The 19736-nt window shown below is 58.1% G+C and carries 17 protein-coding genes, 5 tRNA genes and 3 other RNA genes; 21 read left to right on the top strand and 4 right to left on the bottom strand.

The window, feature by feature from the left end:
- Positions 1-47: 47 nt before the first annotated feature.
- A complete protein-coding gene (locus tag WA302_RS02320; RefSeq protein ID WP_313259669.1) occupies positions 48-1946 on the bottom strand; it encodes a bifunctional metallophosphatase/5'-nucleotidase in 1899 nt (632 codons plus the stop codon).
- A 683-nt stretch (positions 1947-2629) separates the two neighbouring features.
- Here WA302_RS02320 and cydA point away from each other — a divergent pair.
- From cydA to pnuC, 21 genes are all read left to right on the top strand, one after another.
- Positions 2630-4198, top strand: coding sequence for a cytochrome ubiquinol oxidase subunit I (gene cydA, locus WA302_RS02325; RefSeq protein WP_019454034.1), 1569 nt, complete (start codon positions 2630-2632; stop codon positions 4196-4198).
- Positions 4199-4212: 14 nt separating this feature from the next.
- Entirely contained in the window at positions 4213-5352 is a 1140-nt protein-coding gene (gene cydB / locus WA302_RS02330; protein ID WP_019454033.1) for a cytochrome d ubiquinol oxidase subunit II, read from the top strand.
- 17 nt (positions 5353-5369) lie between these two features.
- Positions 5370-5483 carry a cytochrome bd-I oxidase subunit CydX gene (gene cydX / locus WA302_RS02335; protein ID WP_004939868.1) on the top strand — a complete coding sequence of 38 codons (114 nt, stop codon included), beginning with the start codon at positions 5370-5372 and terminating at the stop codon, positions 5481-5483.
- Complete coding sequence (gene ybgE / locus WA302_RS02340; protein ID WP_025301885.1) at positions 5483-5779, top strand: cyd operon protein YbgE; 297 nt, start codon at positions 5483-5485, stop codon at positions 5777-5779. Before cydX ends, ybgE begins: the two co-directional genes overlap by 1 nt.
- 130 nt (positions 5780-5909) lie before the next feature.
- The gene (gene ybgC / locus WA302_RS02345) at positions 5910-6314 is read left to right on the top strand and encodes a tol-pal system-associated acyl-CoA thioesterase (protein WP_025160034.1); all 405 of its coding nucleotides are present in this window, start codon (positions 5910-5912) and stop codon (positions 6312-6314) included.
- Positions 6311-6994, top strand: coding sequence for a Tol-Pal system protein TolQ (gene tolQ, locus WA302_RS02350; RefSeq protein ID WP_004939862.1), 684 nt, complete (start codon positions 6311-6313; stop codon positions 6992-6994). The genes ybgC and tolQ overlap by 4 nt, the downstream gene beginning before the upstream one ends.
- A gap of 12 nt (positions 6995-7006) precedes the next feature.
- Positions 7007-7435 (top strand): colicin uptake protein TolR, encoded by a 429-nt coding sequence (gene tolR / locus WA302_RS02355; RefSeq protein ID WP_336062618.1) that lies wholly within the window; start codon positions 7007-7009, stop codon positions 7433-7435.
- A gap of 81 nt (positions 7436-7516) precedes the next feature.
- Positions 7517-8722, top strand: a complete 1206-nt coding sequence (tolA, locus tag WA302_RS02360; protein WP_336062619.1) for a cell envelope integrity protein TolA — start codon at positions 7517-7519, stop codon at positions 8720-8722.
- Positions 8723-8858: 136 nt separating this feature from the next.
- The gene (gene tolB, locus WA302_RS02365) at positions 8859-10151 is read left to right on the top strand and encodes a Tol-Pal system beta propeller repeat protein TolB (RefSeq protein WP_025301887.1); all 1293 of its coding nucleotides are present in this window, start codon (positions 8859-8861) and stop codon (positions 10149-10151) included.
- A gap of 44 nt (positions 10152-10195) precedes the next feature.
- Positions 10196-10705 carry a peptidoglycan-associated lipoprotein Pal gene (pal, locus tag WA302_RS02370; RefSeq protein WP_025160033.1) on the top strand — a complete coding sequence of 170 codons (510 nt, stop codon included), beginning with the start codon at positions 10196-10198 and terminating at the stop codon, positions 10703-10705.
- A 9-nt stretch (positions 10706-10714) separates the two neighbouring features.
- A complete protein-coding gene (gene cpoB / locus WA302_RS02375) occupies positions 10715-11509 on the top strand; it encodes a cell division protein CpoB (RefSeq protein ID WP_025301888.1) in 795 nt (264 codons plus the stop codon).
- A gap of 178 nt (positions 11510-11687) precedes the next feature.
- A tRNA-Lys gene (locus WA302_RS02380) sits at positions 11688-11763 on the top strand.
- Between the two features lie 131 nt (positions 11764-11894).
- Positions 11895-11970: transfer RNA gene (locus WA302_RS02385), tRNA-Val, on the top strand.
- Between the two features lie 7 nt (positions 11971-11977).
- Positions 11978-12053: transfer RNA gene (locus WA302_RS02390), tRNA-Lys, on the top strand.
- A 13-nt stretch (positions 12054-12066) separates the two neighbouring features.
- A non-coding RNA gene (locus tag WA302_RS02395) (RtT sRNA) lies at positions 12067-12189 on the top strand.
- A gap of 35 nt (positions 12190-12224) precedes the next feature.
- Positions 12225-12300 (top strand) — tRNA-Val (locus tag WA302_RS02400).
- 6 nt (positions 12301-12306) lie between these two features.
- Positions 12307-12382: transfer RNA gene (locus WA302_RS02405), tRNA-Lys, on the top strand.
- A 75-nt stretch (positions 12383-12457) separates the two neighbouring features.
- Positions 12458-12582, top strand: a non-coding RNA gene (locus WA302_RS02410) — RtT sRNA.
- A 75-nt stretch (positions 12583-12657) separates the two neighbouring features.
- Positions 12658-12782, top strand: a non-coding RNA gene (locus WA302_RS02415) — RtT sRNA.
- Between the two features lie 324 nt (positions 12783-13106).
- Positions 13107-14168, top strand: coding sequence for a quinolinate synthase NadA (nadA, locus tag WA302_RS02420; protein ID WP_015376982.1), 1062 nt, complete (start codon positions 13107-13109; stop codon positions 14166-14168).
- A gap of 20 nt (positions 14169-14188) precedes the next feature.
- Entirely contained in the window at positions 14189-14914 is a 726-nt protein-coding gene (gene pnuC, locus WA302_RS02425; protein WP_060432602.1) for a nicotinamide riboside transporter PnuC, read from the top strand.
- 35 nt (positions 14915-14949) lie between these two features.
- Here pnuC and zitB read toward each other — a convergent pair whose 3' ends face one another.
- From zitB to WA302_RS02440, 3 genes are read right to left on the bottom strand one after another with little or no spacing between them, the layout of a single operon-like run.
- Entirely contained in the window at positions 14950-15912 is a 963-nt protein-coding gene (gene zitB / locus WA302_RS02430) for a CDF family zinc transporter ZitB (protein WP_025301890.1), read from the bottom strand.
- Positions 15912-19109, bottom strand: coding sequence for an ATP-binding protein (locus WA302_RS02435; RefSeq protein ID WP_197832610.1), 3198 nt, complete (start codon positions 19107-19109; stop codon positions 15912-15914). Before WA302_RS02435 ends, zitB begins: the two co-directional genes overlap by 1 nt.
- Positions 19106-19711 carry a response regulator transcription factor gene (locus WA302_RS02440; RefSeq protein ID WP_025301892.1) on the bottom strand — a complete coding sequence of 202 codons (606 nt, stop codon included), beginning with the start codon at positions 19709-19711 and terminating at the stop codon, positions 19106-19108. The genes WA302_RS02435 and WA302_RS02440 overlap by 4 nt, the downstream gene beginning before the upstream one ends.
- Positions 19712-19736: the final 25 nt, after the last annotated feature.

Consider the following 19736-nt stretch of genomic DNA (forward strand, 5'->3'; position numbering starts at 1 on the left):
TCGACATGTTTGGCCACCCATTGGGTGGCCTTTTTTATGGGCGAAGATCAGAAATCGTTGAGTGCTTTGATCAGCGCGATCCGATCCTGCAGGCGGCGCTGTTGTACCGGATCCACGGTAGTTTGCCGCTGTTTTTCCAGCGAGGTGAGGGCGGTGCGGTAATCGTCGGCGTTGCGGAACAGCGCGTCTTTGACGTTGATCGAGGCGACGTTGGTGTAGCGGCCATCGTCGGTGGTCGGCACCTGGATAACGCCTTCATTGAGCAGCCGTTTGACGATCGCCCGCTGCGGTTCGTACCCCTCCAGGCCGATCAGCTTCCAGCGCTGCGGCGTCACGCCCTGGTACTGGCCGTGTTTCACTTCCGCCAGGTAGCGCAGGGCCAGGTGGCGAATAGTGCCTTCTTCTTCACCGTATTGCGCTTTGCTGTCAAACAGCACCGGGAAGGATTGCCCCTCCAGCGCGCCGCCCTTTTGCGTCAGGTGGCCCATGCGGTAACTGTTCATGCCCAGGCGGATCGGCATGTCGTCGGTGACCGGCGTCCCGTCCGCCAGGCGCAGATCGACGATGCGCGAGCCGGCGGGCTGGCGCAGATCGATGGTGTAAGTGACGCCGTCGAAGAAATCGTTGGTGGAATATTTGGACGATCGCCGCGCCGGGTTAAAGCTGTAGGTGACGTCGCCCGGCTGCAGCTGATTGAAATAGTCGGCGGACCACTCCATGTAGCGTTTAAGCGCTTTGCCGTTGAGCTGATACACGGTGATCTCGCCGCCGGCGTATTGGTAGTTAAAGGCGATATCCTTGGCCTTGATGTCGCCGACGTCCAATTTGGCGCGATCGTTGTCGATCTGCAGGGCAATCACCTGCGCCAGCGGCGCATAGTGGCGGGCGGCCTGCTGGAACAGCGCGCTGATGCCGGTATCCTGCACGTGTACCTGAGGAATGCCGCGGAACTCGTCGGCGGGCACCAGATCGCTGCCGCTCAGCTTCGCCACGACCCGGTTGGCGTTGGCGCGCAAAATGTCATGGTACGGCTGGTAGAGCGCTTGCATGGCGCTGTCCGGCGCCAGCCCTTTGATCGGGTAGGTGTAGCTGTTTTTGTCGATCAGCGTGAATTTGCCGTCGCGGTGTTCAAACTGCAGGTCGATGCGCGACAGTGCGCGGCCGTATTTATCCGGCTCGGTGATGATGACGCCATTAACCACCGCTTTATCGATCTTCACATGCATGTGGCCGGCGACGATCGCCGCCAGCTCCGGGTTGGCGTTGGCGATGTCGGCCACGCCGGTGCCGGGGCGCTGGTTCTCGTTGTCGATGCCCATATGCGCCACCAGCACGATCGCGTCGACCTGGCTGTCGATTTGCCTGATGACCTGTTTCACCGCCTGCACCGGATCGGTAAAGTTCAGCCCTTTGATGCGATCTGTGCCCTTGGCGAATTCCGCGGTCATCGGCGTATCCATACCGATAATGCCAATTTTCACGCCCTGGCGTTCGACGATGGTGTAGGCCGGCAGGTAAGGCTTGCCGTTGTCCCAGACGATATTGCCCGCCAGCGCCGCGCCTTTGAACTGCTTGAGCGGCGTAGCCAGTACCGGCAGGCCGAAGTCGAACTCGTGGTTACCCATTACCCAGACATCATAATTGAGCGCGTTGAGGCCCAGCATCATCGGGCTGACGGCCTCATGCTTGAAGGTTTCGACGAAGTTGCCCTGAATGGTGTCGCCGGCGTCCACCAGGATCAGGTTGGGCTGCTCGGCCCGCACCTGTTTGACCCGAGTGGCTATCTGGCTCAGGCTGCCCGCCAGATTTTCCGTGTCGCTGGCGTAGTCCCAGGGCACGAAAGTGCCGTGCAGATCGGAAGTACCCAGCAAGGTGATATTTACCGTTTCGGCGGCCATGACGTTTCCCGAGAGTCCCAAGACAGAGGCAAAGATGATTTTTTTCATAAGTTATTGTCACTCAATGTAATTTTAACATTATTGGTCATTTTGCTACAAAATCGCAACCTTTACGATCCCATCGCGAGAAATAGACTAATATTGGAGAGAGATTTGTTGTTTTGTGACTGCTATCACTGTCACGGCTTATTGGAAATAAAAGGTTAATTATGTCGCATAATAAGCGCGTAATAATACAATGGCGGCTCTTTTAAATTACATTTATTTAACACAAAAATATCATTAAAAAACAATTAAACCATTGCGCAACATGACCCTAAGAAAATTATGCGAAATGTGCTGATGAATATGGAAATAAGATGCGGATAGGCTTAAATTGTCTCAGATCAAATTAGCCCGAAGTACCTCTTTCGGCTAAGATTTGACCTGTAACCAAAAGTCTAACCCACGTCACGTAAAAACCTATTTATTGTGTGGGATTGGGCGAGTATCATCCATGTTGTGATTATGGATGGTTGATCTTGTTGCATTTGTTACCCGTTGTCGGTTTTCAGTGGCGTGCTTGTCGAGGGCCCGAGGGGCTATTGGCCGAGTGTGCGGTTGAAAGCGGAGAAGCTGGATCAAATTTGTTGTGTTTAAGGGCATTCACTGCGGGGCGTTACTGGCAGCTTTGAAAGAAGCGTGCCGATAACCGCGTGTCGGAGTCTTCCTGCGAGGAGCAAGGAGTCAAGATGTTTGATATTGTCGAACTGTCGCGCTTACAGTTTGCTTTAACGGCGATGTACCATTTCTTATTTGTCCCATTAACGCTCGGTATGGCGTTCTTGCTGGCAATTATGGAAACGGTATATGTCCTGTCTGGCAAACAAATTTATAAAGACATGACCAAATTCTGGGGAAAGTTATTTGCGATTAACTTTGCTCTGGGTGTGGCCACCGGTTTGACCATGGAGTTCCAGTTCGGGACTAACTGGTCGTATTTCTCTCACTACGTCGGCGATATCTTCGGGGCCCCTCTGGCTATCGAAGGTCTGATGGCGTTCTTCCTTGAATCGACGCTGGTCGGCCTGTTCTTCTTCGGCTGGGATCGTCTGAGCAAGGTGCAGCACATGGCGGTAACCTGGTTCGTGGCTCTCGGCTCCAACCTGTCCGCGCTGTGGATCCTGGTCGCCAACGGCTGGATGCAGAACCCGATCGCTTCGGATTTCAACTTCGAAACCATGCGCATGGAGATGGTCAGCTTCTCCGAACTGGTGCTTAACCCGGTTGCGCAGGTGAAATTCGTTCACACCGTGGCTTCCGGCTACACCTGCGGCGCGATGTTCGTTCTGGGCATCAGCTCCTACTACCTGCTAAAAGGCCGCGACATCGCCTTTGCCAAGCGCTCCTTCGCCATCGCTGCCAGCTTCGGTATGGCTGCCATTCTGTCCGTTATCGTTCTGGGTGATGAATCCGGCTACGAAATGGGCGACGTGCAGAAAACCAAACTGGCCGCTATCGAAGCGGAATGGGACACTCAGCCGGCGCCGGCCTCCTTCACCCTGTTCGGCATTCCCGATCAGGACAAGATGGAAAACTCCTTCTCTATTCAGATCCCGTATGCGCTTGGCCTGATCGCCACCCGCTCCACGGACACTCAGGTCACCGGCCTGAAAGATCTGATGGCGCAGCATGAAGTGCGTATCCGCAACGGGATGAAAGCCTACCAGCTGCTGGAAGAGCTGCGCGGCGGCAACACCGATCCTGCGGTGCGTGCCGAATTCAACAAAACCAAGCAAGATCTGGGCTACGGCATGCTGCTGAAGCGCTATACCCCGAACGTCACCGACGCGACGGAAGCGCAAATCCAGCTGGCGACCAAGGACTCCATTCCGCGCGTGGCGCCGCTGTACTTCGCCTTCCGCATCATGGTGGCCTGTGGCGTGATCATGCTGTTGATCATCGGCCTGTCGTTCTGGAACGTGATCCGCGGCCGCATCGGCCAGAAAAAATGGCTGCACCGCGCGGCGCTGTACGGTTTGCCGCTGCCTTGGATCGCGATCGAGTCGGGTTGGTTCGTGGCGGAATACGGCCGTCAACCGTGGGCGATTGGTGAGGTGCTGCCGACGGCGGTCGCCAACTCTTCGCTGACCGCGGGCGACATTCTGTTCTCAATGGGGCTGATCTGCGGCTTGTACACCCTGTTCCTGGTGGCTGAATTGTACCTGATGTTTAAGTTTGCGCGTCTGGGTCCAAGCAGCCTGAAAACCGGCCGCTATCACTTTGAACAACCGACTGCCGCCGTGCAGGAAGCGCGCTAAACAGGAGTCCACGTATGTTTGACTATGAAGTACTGCGATTTATTTGGTGGGTCCTGGTTGGCGTTCTGCTGATCGGCTTCGCCGTCACCGACGGTTTCGACATGGGCGTCGGCATTCTGGTGCGCATCATCGGCAAAACCGACACCGAGCGCCGGGTGATGATCAACTCCATCGCTCCGCACTGGGACGGTAACCAGGTGTGGCTGATCACCGCCGGCGGCGCGCTGTTCGCCGCCTGGCCGATGGTCTACGCAGCGGCCTTCTCCGGCTTCTACGTCGCCATGATCCTGGTGCTGGCCGCCTTGTTCTTCCGCCCGGTCGGTTTCGACTACCGTTCCAAGCTGGAGAGCAGCCGCTGGCGCAACATGTGGGACTGGGGCATCTTCATCGGCTCCTTCGTGCCTGCAGTGGTATTCGGCGTGGCGTTCGGTAACCTGCTGCAGGGCGTGCCGTTCCACATGGACGAGTACATGCGCCTGTTCTACACCGGCAACTTCTTCCAACTGCTGAACCCGTTCGGTCTGTTGGCGGGCGTGGTCAGCCTGACCATGCTGGTCACCCAGGGCGCGACCTACCTGCAAATGCGCACCACCGGCGAGATCCACCTGCGTTCACGCGCTGCGGCACAGATCGCGACGCTGATCATGGCGGTATGTTTCCTGCTGGCGGGCGTATGGCTGGTGAAAGGCATCGACGGCTTCGTCGTGACGTCGGCGCTGGACACCCTGGCGGAATCCAACCCGATGCGTAAAGAAGTGGCGCATCAGGCCGGTGCTTGGCTGATCAACTTCAACAAGTATCCGCTGCTGTGGGCCTTGCCTGCGCTGGGCGTGGTGCTGCCGTTGTTCACCATCCTGTTCTCGCGTCTGGAGAAGGGCGCGCTGGCGTTCGTCACCTCGTCGTTGACCATCGCCTGCGTCATCCTCACCGCCGGGGTCACCATGTTCCCGTTCGTGATGCCGTCGAGCACTGTGCCTAACGTCAGCCTGACCATGTGGGATGCGACCTCGAGCCTGTTGACGCTGAAAGTGATGACCGTCGTGGCGGCGATCTTCGTGCCTATCGTTTTGGCGTACACCAGCTGGTCGTACTACAAAATGTTCGGTCGCCTCGACAAGAACTACATCGAAAACAACAAGCATTCGCTGTACTAAGGATAAGGAGCTAAACCATGTGGTATTTTGCCTGGATTCTCGGAACGCTTCTTGCCTGCGCCTTCGGCATTATCACGGCGCTGGCGCTTGAGCAGAGCGAAGCGACCAAAGCTCAGCAAGACGGTAAGTGATGAGCTCGTCCGTGATTGACAAGCTGTACGCTGTCACCGACAAGGGCCCGATCCGGGCCCTTTCCCTGGTGCTGGCGTTGATTTTGGCGGGGTGCGTGTTCTGGGATCCGACGCGTTTCGCCGCCAAAACCAGCTCGCTGGAGATTTGGGAAGGGCTGTTGCTGATTTGGGCGGTGTGCGCCGGGGTGATCCACGGTTTCGGATTCCGCCCGCAGCGCAGCGTCTGGCGCGCTTTTTTCGCGCCGCTTCCCGCCATTGTGATCTTGTTCGCAGGATTACTTTACGTTTCTTTATAATCTCCCCGATGTCCCCTTGTTATGGGCCCTCACGGCCCATAATTATTTTCATTCCCATCTTGTAACCCATTCCCAACCCGATCCGTCTTGCGTATAGTAGCAGCGTTAAATTGCATTGCTGGGAAGTAGAGTGAGTAATACGTTGTTTCGATGGCCGGTTCGCGTTTACTACGAGGATACCGATGCCAGTGGTGTGGTCTATCACGCCCGCTACGTCGCCTTTTTTGAAAGAGCGCGCACAGAGATGCTGCGTCAGCACAACTTTCATCAACAGCAGCTGCTCAGTGAACAAGTCGCTTTTGTCGTCCGGCGCATGACGGTGGATTATCTGGCTCCGGCTCGTCTCGACGAGCAACTGGAGGTCCAGAGCGAAATCACCTGTCTGCGCGGGGCTTCTCTCACGTTTGCTCAACGCATTGTCAATTCTGACGGGGCCCTACTGAGCCAGGCAGATGTCCTGATTGCCTGTATTGATCCACACCAAATGAAGCCAAGAGCGCTTCCTAAGTCTATTGTCGCGGAGTTTAAGCAGTGACTGACATGAACATCCTAGATTTATTCTTGAAGGCGAGCCTGCTGGTTAAGCTTATCATGTTGATTTTGATATGCTTCTCGGTAGCTTCTTGGGCGATCATCATTCAGCGCACCCGCATCCTCAATGCGGCGACGCGTGACGCCGAAGCCTTTGAAGACAAATTCTGGTCCGGTATCGAGCTTTCCCGTCTGTACCAGGAAAGTCAGGCGCGTCGCGATAGCCTGACCGGTTCCGAGCAGATCTTCCATTCCGGCTTCAAAGAGTTCGCCCGCCTGCACCGCGCCAACAACCATGCGCCGGAGTCGGTGATCGAAGGGGCGTCGCGCGCGATGCGCATTTCGATGAACCGCGAGCTGGAAACGCTGGAAACCCATATTCCGTTCCTCGGCACCGTCGGTTCGATCAGCCCGTACATCGGCCTGTTCGGCACCGTGTGGGGGATCATGCACGCCTTTATCGCGCTGGGCGCGGTGAAACAAGCCACGCTGCAGATGGTAGCGCCGGGTATCGCCGAAGCGCTGATCGCCACCGCGATCGGTCTGTTCGCCGCTATCCCGGCGGTAATGGCCTACAACCGTCTCAACCAGCGCGTCAACAAGCTTGAGCAGAATTACGACAACTTTATGGAAGAGTTCACCGCTATTCTGCATCGTCAGGCCTTCTCCAGCGACAGCAAATAAGTAGGAGGTAGCATGACGAGAGTACGTGGACGTAGTCGGCGCGAGCTGAAGTCCGAAATTAACATCGTTCCGCTGCTCGACGTGTTGCTGGTGCTGCTGCTGATCTTTATGGCAACCGCGCCAATCATCACGCAGAGCGTGGAGGTTGACCTGCCGGACGCCACCGATTCCAAAACGGTGTCCAGCGATGACAATCCGCCGGTGATCCTTGAGGTTTCCGGCGTAGGTCAATACACCCTGGTGGTGGATCACAACCGTATGGAGCTGCTGCCGCCTGAGCAAGTCGCGGCCGAAGCCAAGTCGCGTTTGGCGGCTAACCCGAAAACGGTCTTTTTGATCGGCGGTGCGAAGGAAGTCCCTTACGATGAGATTATCAAGGCATTGAATATTCTCCATCAGGCGGGCGTAGCTTCCGTGGGGCTGATGACCCAGCCGATCTGACCGTAAGGCGAACGGCAACCCGGTTCCTGCGCTGCGGCCCAGGAACCCCGTATAAGCAACACCAGTTTTTGGGAATCTATTTTGGTAAAGGCAACTGAGCAAAACGATAAGCTGAACCGCGCCGTTATTGTTTCGGTCGTTCTGCACTTCATATTGATTGCCCTGCTGATTTGGGGATCGCTGCAGGAAAAGGTCGACATGGGCGCCGGCGGTGGCGGTGATGGCACCGTGGTGGGCGCAGTGATGGTCGATCCTGGCGCGGTGGTGGAGCAATACAACCGCCAGCAGCAGCAGAGCAACGATGCGCAGCGTGCCGAGAAGCAGCGCCAGAAAAAGGCGGAGCAACAGGCCGAAGAGCTTCAGCAGAAGCAGGCGGAGCAACAGCAGCGCCTGAAAGAGCTGGAGAAAGAGCGTTTGGCGGCGCAGGAGAAAGCTGCGCAGGACGCCAAAGCGCAGGCTGAGCAACAGCAGAAGGCAGCGGAGCAGCAGAAGCAGGCCGCCGAGCAGCAAAAAGCGGCGGAAGCCGCCGCAGCCAAGGCTAAAGAGCAACAGAAGGTCGCCGAAGCCGCCGCCGCCAAGGCGAAGGCCGAAGCGGACAAGGTCGCCAAGGCGCAGGCGGACGCGCAGAAGAAAGCCGAAGCGGAAGCCAAGAAAGAAGCGGCCGCCGCTGCCGCCGCCAAGAAACAGGCGGAAGAGGCGAAGAAAGCCGCGGTTGCCGCCGCAGAGCAAAAAGCCGCTGAGGCCGCGGAGAAGAAAGCGGCCGCTGAAGCCGAGAAGAAAGCCGCAGCGGAAGCCGAGAAGAAGGCCGCCGCTGAAGCGGAGAAGAAAGCTGCTGCCAAGAAAGCCGCTGCGGACGCCAAGAAGAAGGCCGCCGCTGAGGCTGCGAAACAATCGGATGAAGTTAGCGATCTGTTTGGCGGCCTGGCGGACGGCAAGAACGCGCCGAAGGGCGGCGGTGCCAAATCGAAAGGTGATGGTAAACCGGCCGGGCAGGGCAATGCCAAGGCGGCAGGCGCCAGCGGGGCGGATATCAATGGTTATATTGGGCAGGTTAAAAACGCGATTGAAAGCAAGTTCTATGATGCCAGTTCGTTCGCCGGAAAAACCTGTGACCTGCGTATCAAGCTGGCGCCGGACGGCCTGCTGATAAGTGTACAACCGGCGGGAGGCGATCCGGCATTGTGCCAGGCCGCGGTATCTGCCGCCAAGTTGGCGCATATACCGAAGCCGCCGAGCGATGCCGTTTATCAGCATGTTAAGAATGCTACCCTTGAATTCAAACCTTAATAATGGTTGTTTGAGCTGAGTAAGATCACAGGGATGTACTAAGGTAACCAACAGGGATTATGTAGTTTTACGTAAGTTGGTTTGTTAAAATTCTGCTAATTTATCGCAGGCATCCCGCCTGGATAAGGGAGATGAGATGAAGCAGGCATTTCGAGTAGCGCTAGGTTTTTTAATTCTGTGGGCGTCCGTGTTGCACGCGGAAGTTCGCATTGAAATCACCCAAGGGGTCGACTCCGCTCGCCCGATTGGCGTGGTGCCGTTTAAGTGGGCGGGCCCAGGCACGCCGCCGGAAGATATCGGCAAGATTGTCGGCGCGGATCTGCGCAACAGCGGCAAATTCAACCCGATCGACGTGGCGCGCATGCCGCAGCAACCGACCTCCGCGTCTGAAGTGACGCCGGCGGCCTGGACTGCATTGGGCATCGACGCCGTGGTTGTCGGCCAGGTTCAGCCTGGCGCCGACGGCAGCTACCTGATCTCCTACCAGCTGGTGGACACCTCGGGTTCGCCGGGCACCGTATTGGCGCAGAACCAGTATAAAGTGACCAAACAGTGGTTGCGTTATTCTGCCCATACCGCCAGCGACGAAGTGTTCGAGAAGCTGACCGGCATCAAGGGCGCGTTCCGTACCCGTATCGCCTACGTCGTGCAGACCAACGGGGGGAAATTCCCGTATGAGCTGCGCGTAGCGGATTACGACGGTTACAACCAGTTCACGGTGCACCGTTCGCCTGAGCCGCTGATGTCGCCGGCCTGGTCGCCGGACGGCAGCAAGCTGGCTTACGTGACCTTCGAGAGCGGCCGTTCCGCGCTGGTGGTACAGACCCTGGCTAACGGCGCTATCCGCCAGATCGCCTCGTTCCCGCGCCACAACGGTGCGCCGGCGTTCTCTCCGGACGGCAGCAGGCTGGCGTTCGCGCTGTCCAAGAGCGGCAGCCTGAACCTGTACGTGATGAACCTCGGCTCCGGCCAAATCACGCAGCTGACCGATGGTCGCAACAACAACACCGAACCGACCTGGTTCCCGGATGGCCAGTCGCTGGCGTTTACCTCCGACCAGGGCGGGCGTCCGCAGATTTATAAAATCAGCGCCAGCGGCGGTGCCGCACAGCGTCTGACGTGGGAAGGCTCTCAGAACCAGGATTCTGAAGTCAGCTCCGACGGTAAATTCCTGGTGATGGTGAGCACCAACAGTGGTGCACAACACATCGCCAAACAAGATCTTGGATCGGGCGCCGTTCAGGTTTTGACCGGCACCTTCCTGGATGAAACGCCTAGTATTGCGCCAAACGGCACCATGGTGATCTATAGCTCCACGCAAGGTATGGGCTCCGTGCTGCAGTTGGTGTCAACTGATGGGCGTTTCAAAGCGCGTCTTCCGGCAACTGATGGACAGGTCAAATTCCCTGCCTGGTCGCCGTATCTGTGATGCATGTGTAAATATGTATGGCAAACTATAAAAGGATCAAAGAAATGCAACTGAACAAAGTGCTGAAAGGGCTTCTGCTGGCACTGCCAGTTCTGGCTGTAGCAGCTTGTAGTTCTAACAAAAGCGCGAACAACGACCAATCTGGTATGGGCGCTGGCACTGGTATGGAAAACGGCAGCAGCAACCTGTCTTCCGAAGAACAAGCTCGTCTGCAGATGCAAGAACTGCAGAAGAACAACATCGTTTACTTCGGCCTGGACAAGTATGACGTTAGCTCCGAATTCGCTCAGATGCTGGACGCGCACGCTGCATTCCTGCGTAACAACCCGTCTTACAAAGTGACCGTTGAAGGCCATGCTGACGAACGCGGCACGCCGGAATACAACATCGCTCTGGGTGAGCGCCGTGCTAACGCCGTTAAAATGTACCTGCAGGGTAAAGGCGTTTCCGCTGACCAGATCTCTATCGTTTCTTACGGTAAAGAAAAACCAGCAGTACTGGGCCACGACGAAGCGGCTTATGCTAAAAACCGTCGTGCCGTTCTGGTTTACTAAGAGAATCGCATGAACAGTAACTTCAGACGTCACCTGTTGAGTCTGTCGTTACTGGTTGGCGTAGCGGCCCCCTGGGCCGCTACTGCCCAAGCGCCAATCAGTAATGTCGGCTCCGGCTCGGTCGAAGACCGCGTCACCTCGCTTGAGCGCATCAGCAATGCTCAAGGCCAGCTTTTAAACCAACTCCAGCAACAACTCTCTGATAACCAACGCGACATTGATTCTCTCCGTGGACAAATCCAGGAAAGTCAGTATCAGTTGAATCAGGTGGTTGAACGCCAGAAGCAAATCTATCAGCAGATGGATAGCCTCAGCCAGGGCGGCGCTCAGAGCGCCTCTGCGGCCGCGGGCACTGCCGGTGGGGCAGCCGCAGGCGCATCTTCCGATGCGGGCAGCAGCGCGCCTGCAGCCGCGTCTGCAACGCCGAGCGGCGGTGATGAGAACAGCGACTACAACGCCGCTGTTTCTCTGGCGCTGGAAAAAAAACAGTATGACCAGGCGATTTCTGCCTTTCAGTCCTTCGTAAAACAGTACCCGAAGTCTACCTATCAGCCCAACGCCAATTATTGGCTGGGTCAGTTGTTCTACAACAAGGGTAAAAAAGACGACGCGGCCTACTATTTTGCGGTGGTGGTGAAGAATTACGCTAAATCACCGAAGGCGCCGGACGCCATGTACAAGGTGGGTATCATCATGCAGGAGAAAGGGCAGGCCGATAAAGCCAAAGCCGTGTTCCAACAGGTGATTAAACAATACCCAACCAGTGCGGCGGCCAAACAGGCGAAAAGTCGCGTAGGCGGTTAACAGTCAGAAAAATGAGCCCAGAAGTTAGTCGATTTGACCGATTTCTGGGCTCATTCGCGTGAAGAACAAGCAGTTGAACGCATCGGTAAAAAATTTAGGTTGCGCTGCCAAGATAAATTAGTAATATATGCCGCCGTTGCCAAGACATCTTGCAAGATGTTAAAGCGGCAGGGAAATTGGGTCGTTAGCTCAGTTGGTAGAGCAGTTGACTTTTAATCAATTGGTCGCAGGTTCGAATCCTGCACGACCCACCAATTTTGAAGCAAGAAATGAAGTGGAATCGGGAAGGATAACATCACGAAGTGATGGCCCGTCAGGGCGAGGCTAAAGGCCGAGTCATCCTGCACGACCCACCAATTTCTGAAGTAGCAGTAACCACAACAGTGGGTGATTAGCTCAGTTGGTAGAGCATCTCCTTTACACGGAGGGGGTCGGCGGTTCGAGCCCGTCATCACCCACCACTGTTATGGGTCGTTAGCTCAGTTGGTAGAGCAGTTGACTTTTAATCAATTGGTCGCAGGTTCGAATCCTGCACGACCCACCACTCTTTAATAGAGCAAGGTGTTAAATCGTCAGGATGAGAACCGTAAAGGTTCGAGTCTCGCGAAGCGAGACAACATCACTCCGGTGATGGCCCGAAGGGCGAGGCCCAAGGCCGAGTTATCCTGCACGACCCACCACTCTTTGAGAGTGAAAATAGCAGTACCACAGCAGTGGGTGATTAGCTCAGTTGGTAGAGCATCTCCTTTACACGGAGGGGGTCGGCGGTTCGAGCCCGTCATCACCCACCACACTGCGGGTCGTTAGCTCAGTTGGTAGAGCAGTTGACTTTTAATCAATTGGTCGCAGGTTCGAATCCTGCACGACCCACCAATTCAGAAAAAAGCGCCTTTTGGCGCTTTTTTCGCATCTGCGCCACCTGACTCTACCTTTATCTTCTTGCTGACATAGCCCTCTGAGTCGTGCGGGTGAGATCCTGCGTTCAGGTTCGAGCATCGCGCAGCGATACGACAACGCGCAGCGTTGCCCGTAGGGTGAGGCCACAGGCCGAATCAATCCTGCACGACCCACCAATTCAGAAAAAAGCGCCTTTTGGCGCTTTTTTCGCATCTGCGCCACCTGACTCTACCTTTATCTTCTTGCTGACATAGCCTTCTGAGTCGTGCGGGTGAGATCCTGCGTTCAGGTTCGAGCATCGCGCAGCGATACGACAACGCGCAGCGTTGCCCGTAGGGTGAGGCCAAAGGCCGAATCAATCCTGCACGACCCACCAATTCAGAAAAAAGCGCCTTTGGGCGCTTTTTTCGTATCCGCATCACCGCAATCTGAATCCGCTGCTTTCTCGTTTCAACATGACACCGACTATCATCCCGCTCTTTTCTGAACGGCTATACGTTCTCCTCAGGCTGTTAATCCGCTGTGAACTGCGCGGCTAATGCCTATGTTTTTAATCTATTAAACATTGAGTGCGCAAAATTGAAAATATCAGCGGACTTTTCGCGCGATTTTAGGTATTTTGTTTAGTATATAAAACGAAGGGCGTTGCGGTAGGCGATATTCACGCGGCAGGCGCCCAGCCTAGCATGAGATTGCAGCGATGAGTGAAATGTTTGATGTCAATGCGGCGGTGTATCCCTTCCCGCCTAAACCGGTACCGCTGGACGTAGCCGAAAAAGCCTTTTATCGCGAGAAGATCAAAACCCTGCTCAAGCAGCGCAATGCGGTGATGGTCGCCCACTATTATACCGATCCGGAAATCCAGGCGCTGGCGGAAGAAACCGGCGGCTGCGTGGCGGATTCGCTGGAAATGGCGCGCTTCGGCAGCGCCCATCCGGCTTCCACGCTGTTGGTGGCCGGCGTGCGTTTCATGGGGGAAACCGCCAAAATCCTCAGCCCGGAAAAGCAGGTGCTGATGCCGACGCTGTTTGCCGAATGTTCGCTGGATCTGGGCTGCCCGGAAGAGGAGTTTCATGCGTTTTGCGACAGCCATCCCGATCGCACCGTGGTGGTCTATGCGAACACTTCGGCGGCGGTCAAAGCGCGCGCTGACTGGGTGGTGACCTCCAGCATCGCCGTCGAACTGATCGAGCATCTGGATAGCCTGGGCGAGAAAATTATCTGGGCGCCGGATCGTCATCTCGGCAGCTACGTGCAGAAGCAGACCGGCGCTGACGTGTTGTGTTGGCAAGGCGCCTGCATTGTCCATGACGAGTTTAAGACCCAGGCGCTGCGGCGCATGAAGGCGCTCTATCCGCAGGCGGCCATCCTGGTGCATCCCGAATCGCCTCAGGCGGTGGTCGAGCTGGCGGATGCGGTGGGATCGACCAGCCAACTGATTCAGGCGGCGAAAACATTGCCGCATCAACAGCTGATCGTCGCCACCGATCGCGGTATCTTTTACAAGATGCAGCAGGCTTGTCCGGACAAGGAGCTGTTCGAAGCGCCGACCGCCGGGGAAGGCGCGACCTGCCGCAGCTGCGCGCATTGCCCGTGGATGGCGATGAATGGCCTGAAAGCAATTGCCGAAGGGCTGGAGCAGGGGGGCGCGCAGCATGAGATCCACGTGGACGCCGCGCTGCGTGAGAAGGCGCTGGTGCCGCTGAACCGCATGCTGGATTTCGCCGCTCAGCTTAAGATGCAGGTTAAAGGCAACGCTTAACCGTTTAAAAGGATGACCTCATGAGCTTCTTCAGTACCAGCAATATTCTGGTGCACATTCCGCTGGGCGCAGGCGGTTACGATCTGTCGTGGATCGAAGCTATCGGCACATTGTTCGGGTTGCTGTGCATCTGGTATGCCAGCAAGGAAAAAATCATCAACTACCTGTTCGGCCTGATCAACGTCACGCTGTTCGCGGTGATTTTCTTCCAGATCCAGCTGTACGCCAGCCTGCTGCTGCAGCTGTTTTTCTTCGGCGCCAATATTTACGGTTGGTATGCCTGGAGCCGCCAGACCCAGGATAATCAGGCCGAGCTGCAGATCCGCTGGCTGCCGCTGCCGAAAGCGTTGGCCTGGGCGGCGGTCTGCGTCATCGGCATCGGCCTGATGACCTTCAACATCGACCGCGTGTTCGCCTGGCTGACGCAGGTTGCGGTGGCGGTGATGCAAGGGCTGGGGCTGAACGTACAGATGCCGACGCTGCAGCCGGACGCCTTCCCGTTCTGGGATTCGGCGATGATGGTGCTCTCCATCGTGGCGATGATCCTGATGACGCGCAAGTACGTGGAAAACTGGCTGCTGTGGGTGGTTATTGATGTCATCAGCGTGGCGATCTTCGCCTACCAAGGGGTGTACGCGATGGCGCTGGAGTACGTCATTCTGACGCTGATCGCCCTGAACGGCTCCTGGCTGTGGATCAAGAGCGCCGGGCGCAACCATTCCAATCCGTTATCTTCCGCTCCGTAACAACGCAGAGGGCGCCGTGGTGGCGCCCTCTTGGCTTAGTGGCGATGTCCCAGATGGGAATGCGCTTCGGCATGTGAGTGTTCACTCGGCTCCGGCGCCCGGTTGATACCGCAGTCCGGCGTCTCGCAGTGCTGGTACTCCATCTGAATGGTCACGTGGCCAATTTTGTAGTGTTCCAACAGATAAGCCTGAATGCGTTGCAACAGCCCATCGTGGTCATGCGGCGGGATCACCTGCGCATGCAGCGTCATCAGCTTCTGGTCGCCAATCTGCCAGACGTGCACGTGGTGGATGTTGCGCACTTCCGGGATATTCAGGCACAGGTCTTTTTGCAGCTTGGCGATGTCGACCTCCTGCGGCGTGCCTTCCAACAGCTCGTGGAAGCTCTCCTTCAGCAGTCGCCAGGCGCTGCGCAGCACCAGACAGGAGACCAGCACCGACAGGATCGGGTCAATCGGCGTCCAGCCGGTGGCGAGAATGACGATGGCGGCGACGATGGCGCCCACCGAGCCGAGCAGGTCGCCCAACACATGCAGCGCGGCCGCCCTCACGTTGATATTTTTCTCTTCGCTGCCGCGATGCAACAGCCAGAAGGCGAACAGGTTCGCCAGTAGCCCCGCTATGGCGATGATCAGCATCGGAGTACCCATCACCGGCTGTGGTTCGAAGAAACGCCGTATCGCCTCCCACAGGATGAATACCACGATCACCAGCAGCGCCGCGGCGTTGAGGAAGGCCGCCAGGGTGGTCAGGCGCAGATAGCCGAAGGTGTGGCGCGCGTTGGGCTTGCGCTGGGAAAAGTGCACCGCCATCAGCGCCACCAACAGCGCGGCGGCATCGGTCAGCATGTGCCCGGCATCGGCTAACAGCGCCAGCGAGCCGGACAACAGGCCGCCGACCACCTCGGCCACCATAAAGACCGCGGTGACTAAAAAAGCGGTCAGTAGGCGTTTACTATTACTGTCTTTCGGCAGGTGTACGTGTGGAGTGTCCGACATTATTCATCCTTATGCATAAAAGAGGGGGCGGCGGCGAGCAGAGCGTCCAGCTCCGACACTATCCGCGCCACTGACGCCTTTAATTTAGTATAAGCGGCGGCGGCAAGCTCGCCTCGACGTGCGGTATCCACCAGCTGCTGGCACAGCTGCGCGGCTTCCGGCAGCTGCAGCATCAGCAGGCTGCCCTTGATGCGGTGCGCCGCCTGCTCCAGGCGCGGCCAGTCGTGCGCGTCGACGGCGTCCGCGAGCCGCTGCCGGTCTTGCCGCAGCGTATCGCCGAGCGTCTGCGCCAGCCGCTGCAGCATGGCGCGATCGCCACCCGCCATTTCGGCCAGCGTTTGCCGCAGGTCAGTAAGGACTGACTTTTCTTCCTGAGCCTGCGGCTGTTGAGCCAATACCTGGCCGATCGCCGCCAGTGAAATCGGTTTGGTCAGGAAGTGGTCGATCGCCACCAGCCCCGGCGGGATGCGGGTAAACTCCTGCACGTCTGCCGAGCAGAGCACGATGCGGCAAGGCGGGCGCTGCAGCCGCTGTTCGTCGCGTCGGATCAGTCTGGCCAGCGTCAGGCCGTCCGGGCGCGGCATGTTATAGTCGATAAACAGCAGATCGAACGGCTTTCGGCGCTGGGCCTTCAGCAGCGGATAGCCTTGTTCGAAGCGGGCCGGCTGTAATCCGAAGTGGCGCAGTTGGCGTTCCATCAGCAACAGATTGGTGGGATGATCGTCGATCAGCGCGGTACGTAAGGCGGAAGACGGCAGAGCAAAGGTGCGCTCTGCCGGGGCGACAGCCGGCAGCGCGCCGCTCAGCTCGACCGGTATCGCGACCTTGACACGGGTACCGACGCCCGGCTGCGAGTGCAGTTCGATGCGGCCGCCCATCTGTTCGACGATTTCTTTGCAGATCGACAGCCCCAAACCGGTGCCCTGCACCGAGATGCGTTGCGTGCCGCGTGCACGGTAAAACGGTTGGAACAGCTTGCCTATCTCATCGGCGGCGATGCCGCAGCCGCTGTCGTTCACCGTCAGATGCAATTCCCCCTGCCGCTCATCCTGCGCGTGCCAGCCGACCTCGACCTGAATGGTGCCGCGCGGCGTGAACTTTATCGCGTTGTTTATCAAGTTATTAGCCACCTGAAGTAAACGCTCACCATCAATAATCACCGCCTCCGGCAGCGCCGGATCCGCCACTACGCTCAGCGTCAACGGCCGTTCGCCGATCAGCGGCCGGTAGAGGGCGTCGATGCGCGCGACCCAGGGGCGCAGCGCCACCGGTTTCGGCGCCAGCGTCAGCGAACCGGTTTCCAGCCGAGCGTGATCCTGCAGGTCGTTGAGCAGGTTGAGCAGCGAAGAGGCCGAGCTGTATATCACCGGCAGGCCTTCCTGCGCGGGTTGGCGTTTGAGCTCCAGTTCCAGCAGGCCGAGGATGGCGTGCATCGGCGTGCGCAACTCGTGGCTGACGGTGGCGAGGAATTTGCTCTTCATGCGGTTTTCCGCTTCGGCGCGGCGGCGCGCCTGCTCGAGCTCTTCGCGTTCGCGTTTTTCACGGCGCTGCAGCATGAAACGGCGCAGCGTCAGCGCCAACAGCAGCACGGTGGCGGCGGCCAGCAGCGCCAGCAGCCAGGTAGTCTGCGGTGGCATGCGGTTATCGTTCACCGCATCGATCAGGTTGCTGCGATCGACGATCCACTCGTCGCGCAGCGATTGCAGGGTGTCCGCCGGGATCTGCATCAGGTTCTTATCGAGGATTGCCAGTAGCAGCGTCTGATCGCGACGCACGCCGAAGGCCACCGGATAGGGGATATTGTTGGCGGCGAAGGCCAGTTTGATGGCGCCGGAATAGCGCGACAACGCCAAAAAGTTGGCGGAAATGACGTTATCCACCAGCGCATCCAACTGGCCGTTGGCCAGCGCGTCGTACATCGACTTGCTGTCGGCGAAGCTGACGGTCTGCTCCTGTTCCGGTACCAGCCCCTGCGCCAAATCGCCCTGCAGCACGCCGATGCGCTTACCGGCCAAATCGCTCCAGGTTGAGATGCCGTTGGCGTATTGGCCGACGTAAACGCCCCACAGCGAACGATGGATCGGCATGCTGGCGCCGTAGCGCGCCTTGACGCCGCGCGCCAGCGGCAGGGCGGCGCGGAAGCTGGCCTGGCCGGACTGCACCAGCTCATCGGCCTGCTCGGCGTTGCGCGCCCACAGCGGCGCGAAACGCAGTCCGGTGTTTTGCGCGATGATGTTGAGAATGTCGATGGCGTAGCCACGCGGCTGGCCGTCGGAGCCGCGGTAGGCGAACGGGAAGTTGTTCTCGATGGCGGCGTAGTAAACCACGCGGTGGCTCGCCACCCAGTTTTTCTCCATCGCCGTCAGATCGGCATTGCCGGTGTCGAGGTAGCTGGGGATCTTTTTGCTCCAGCGGCTCTGCAGGGCATTCATCAGCTCCATCGGCGCGTCGGCGATGGCGGTGTCCAGCGTGTCTATCAGGCGCGGATCGGCGGCGGCGAACACGAAGGAAAGGTTGCCCAGGTTCTCGTTGCTTTCAATCTGATAGAGCTGGCCGAGCTGCAGCTGGTCGATGATAAAGCTGGCGCTGGCCTCGTCGGCGATAAAGTAGTCGCTGCTGCCGTTGAGCAGCGAATAGACCGCCTGCAGGTTGTTGTCGTAGCGCTGGATCTGCGATGCCACCGCCTGCAGGGCGCCGCCGGACTGCATGTCGGTCAGCGCGCCGATCGCGACGCGGGCGTTGGCGGAATTGAGCATCACCGGCCGATCGTTGCTGCGATCGCGCAATACGCGCAGATTGCTGACGTAGTAGGGCTGAGAGATCTCCAGCCCGTGCAGCGCTTCACTCTGCGGGATGCCGTACAGCAGATCGACCTTGCCGTCGTGCAGCGCCTGCTCCAGCTGCGTCAGGTCGGCGAAGCCGTAAATGGCGAAGCGGATGCCGGTCACCTGCTGAATATAGCCGAGGTAGTCGGCGTTCAGCCCATACAGATCGTCGTCCACGATGATGTTGTATGGGCTGGTGTTCTCACTGATGATGCCGACGCGCAGCGTGCGATCGCGCCAGGGATTTTTCTCGCCGACGATCAGCATGTTCTCGGGGGTATTCAGGTTGCTGACCAACTGATAGCGCACCGGCTCCGCCGCCTGCGCCAGACCGCACCACAGGATCAGCAGCAGCAGGGCGCGGCGCATCATGGCGCCAGCTCTTTAAACACCGCCACCAGCTCCAGCAGGTTGCCGGCGCCGGTTTTGCGCTGGATGTTTTTTTTGTGCGTGCTGACGGTCTTGTTGCTGATGTGCAGCCGGTCGGCGATCTGCAGGTTGGACAGCCCCTGGCTCAGCAAGCCCAGCACCTCGAGCTCCTTAGGGGTGAGCTGCCCGCCGTCCGCCGTCGGCGGCTCTTCGGCCAGCGCGGCGGCGGGGAAGCGGGTTTCACCGTCCAGCACCTGCTCGATCGCCTGCACCAACTCCGCCAGCGAGCTGCCTTTATTGACGAAACCGTCGGCGCCGGCGGCATGCGCCATGCGCGCATAGACATCGGCTTCCTGCGCGGTATAGATCAGGATTTTTTGTTGCGGATAGCGGCGGCGGATTTTTTTCAACAGCTGCAGCCCGTCGGCCTGCGGCAGGCCGATATCCAGGATCACCAGGCCAAAAGCGGCCTCGGCCAGCAGGGCCAGCGCCTGTACGTCATCCTGTGCCGCCTGCAGGCGGTAGGGGCGGGATGATTTCATTAGCGCCGCTTCCAGTGCGACATGAACCACCGGGTGGTCATCAACTAATAGCAGAGAGGGCATGTTCAACTCGGGTCACTTTATATTC

The sequence above is a fragment of the Serratia sp. 201 genome, from assembly GCF_037027545.1.
In the GTDB taxonomy this organism is placed as follows: domain Bacteria; phylum Pseudomonadota; class Gammaproteobacteria; order Enterobacterales; family Enterobacteriaceae; genus Serratia; species Serratia bockelmannii.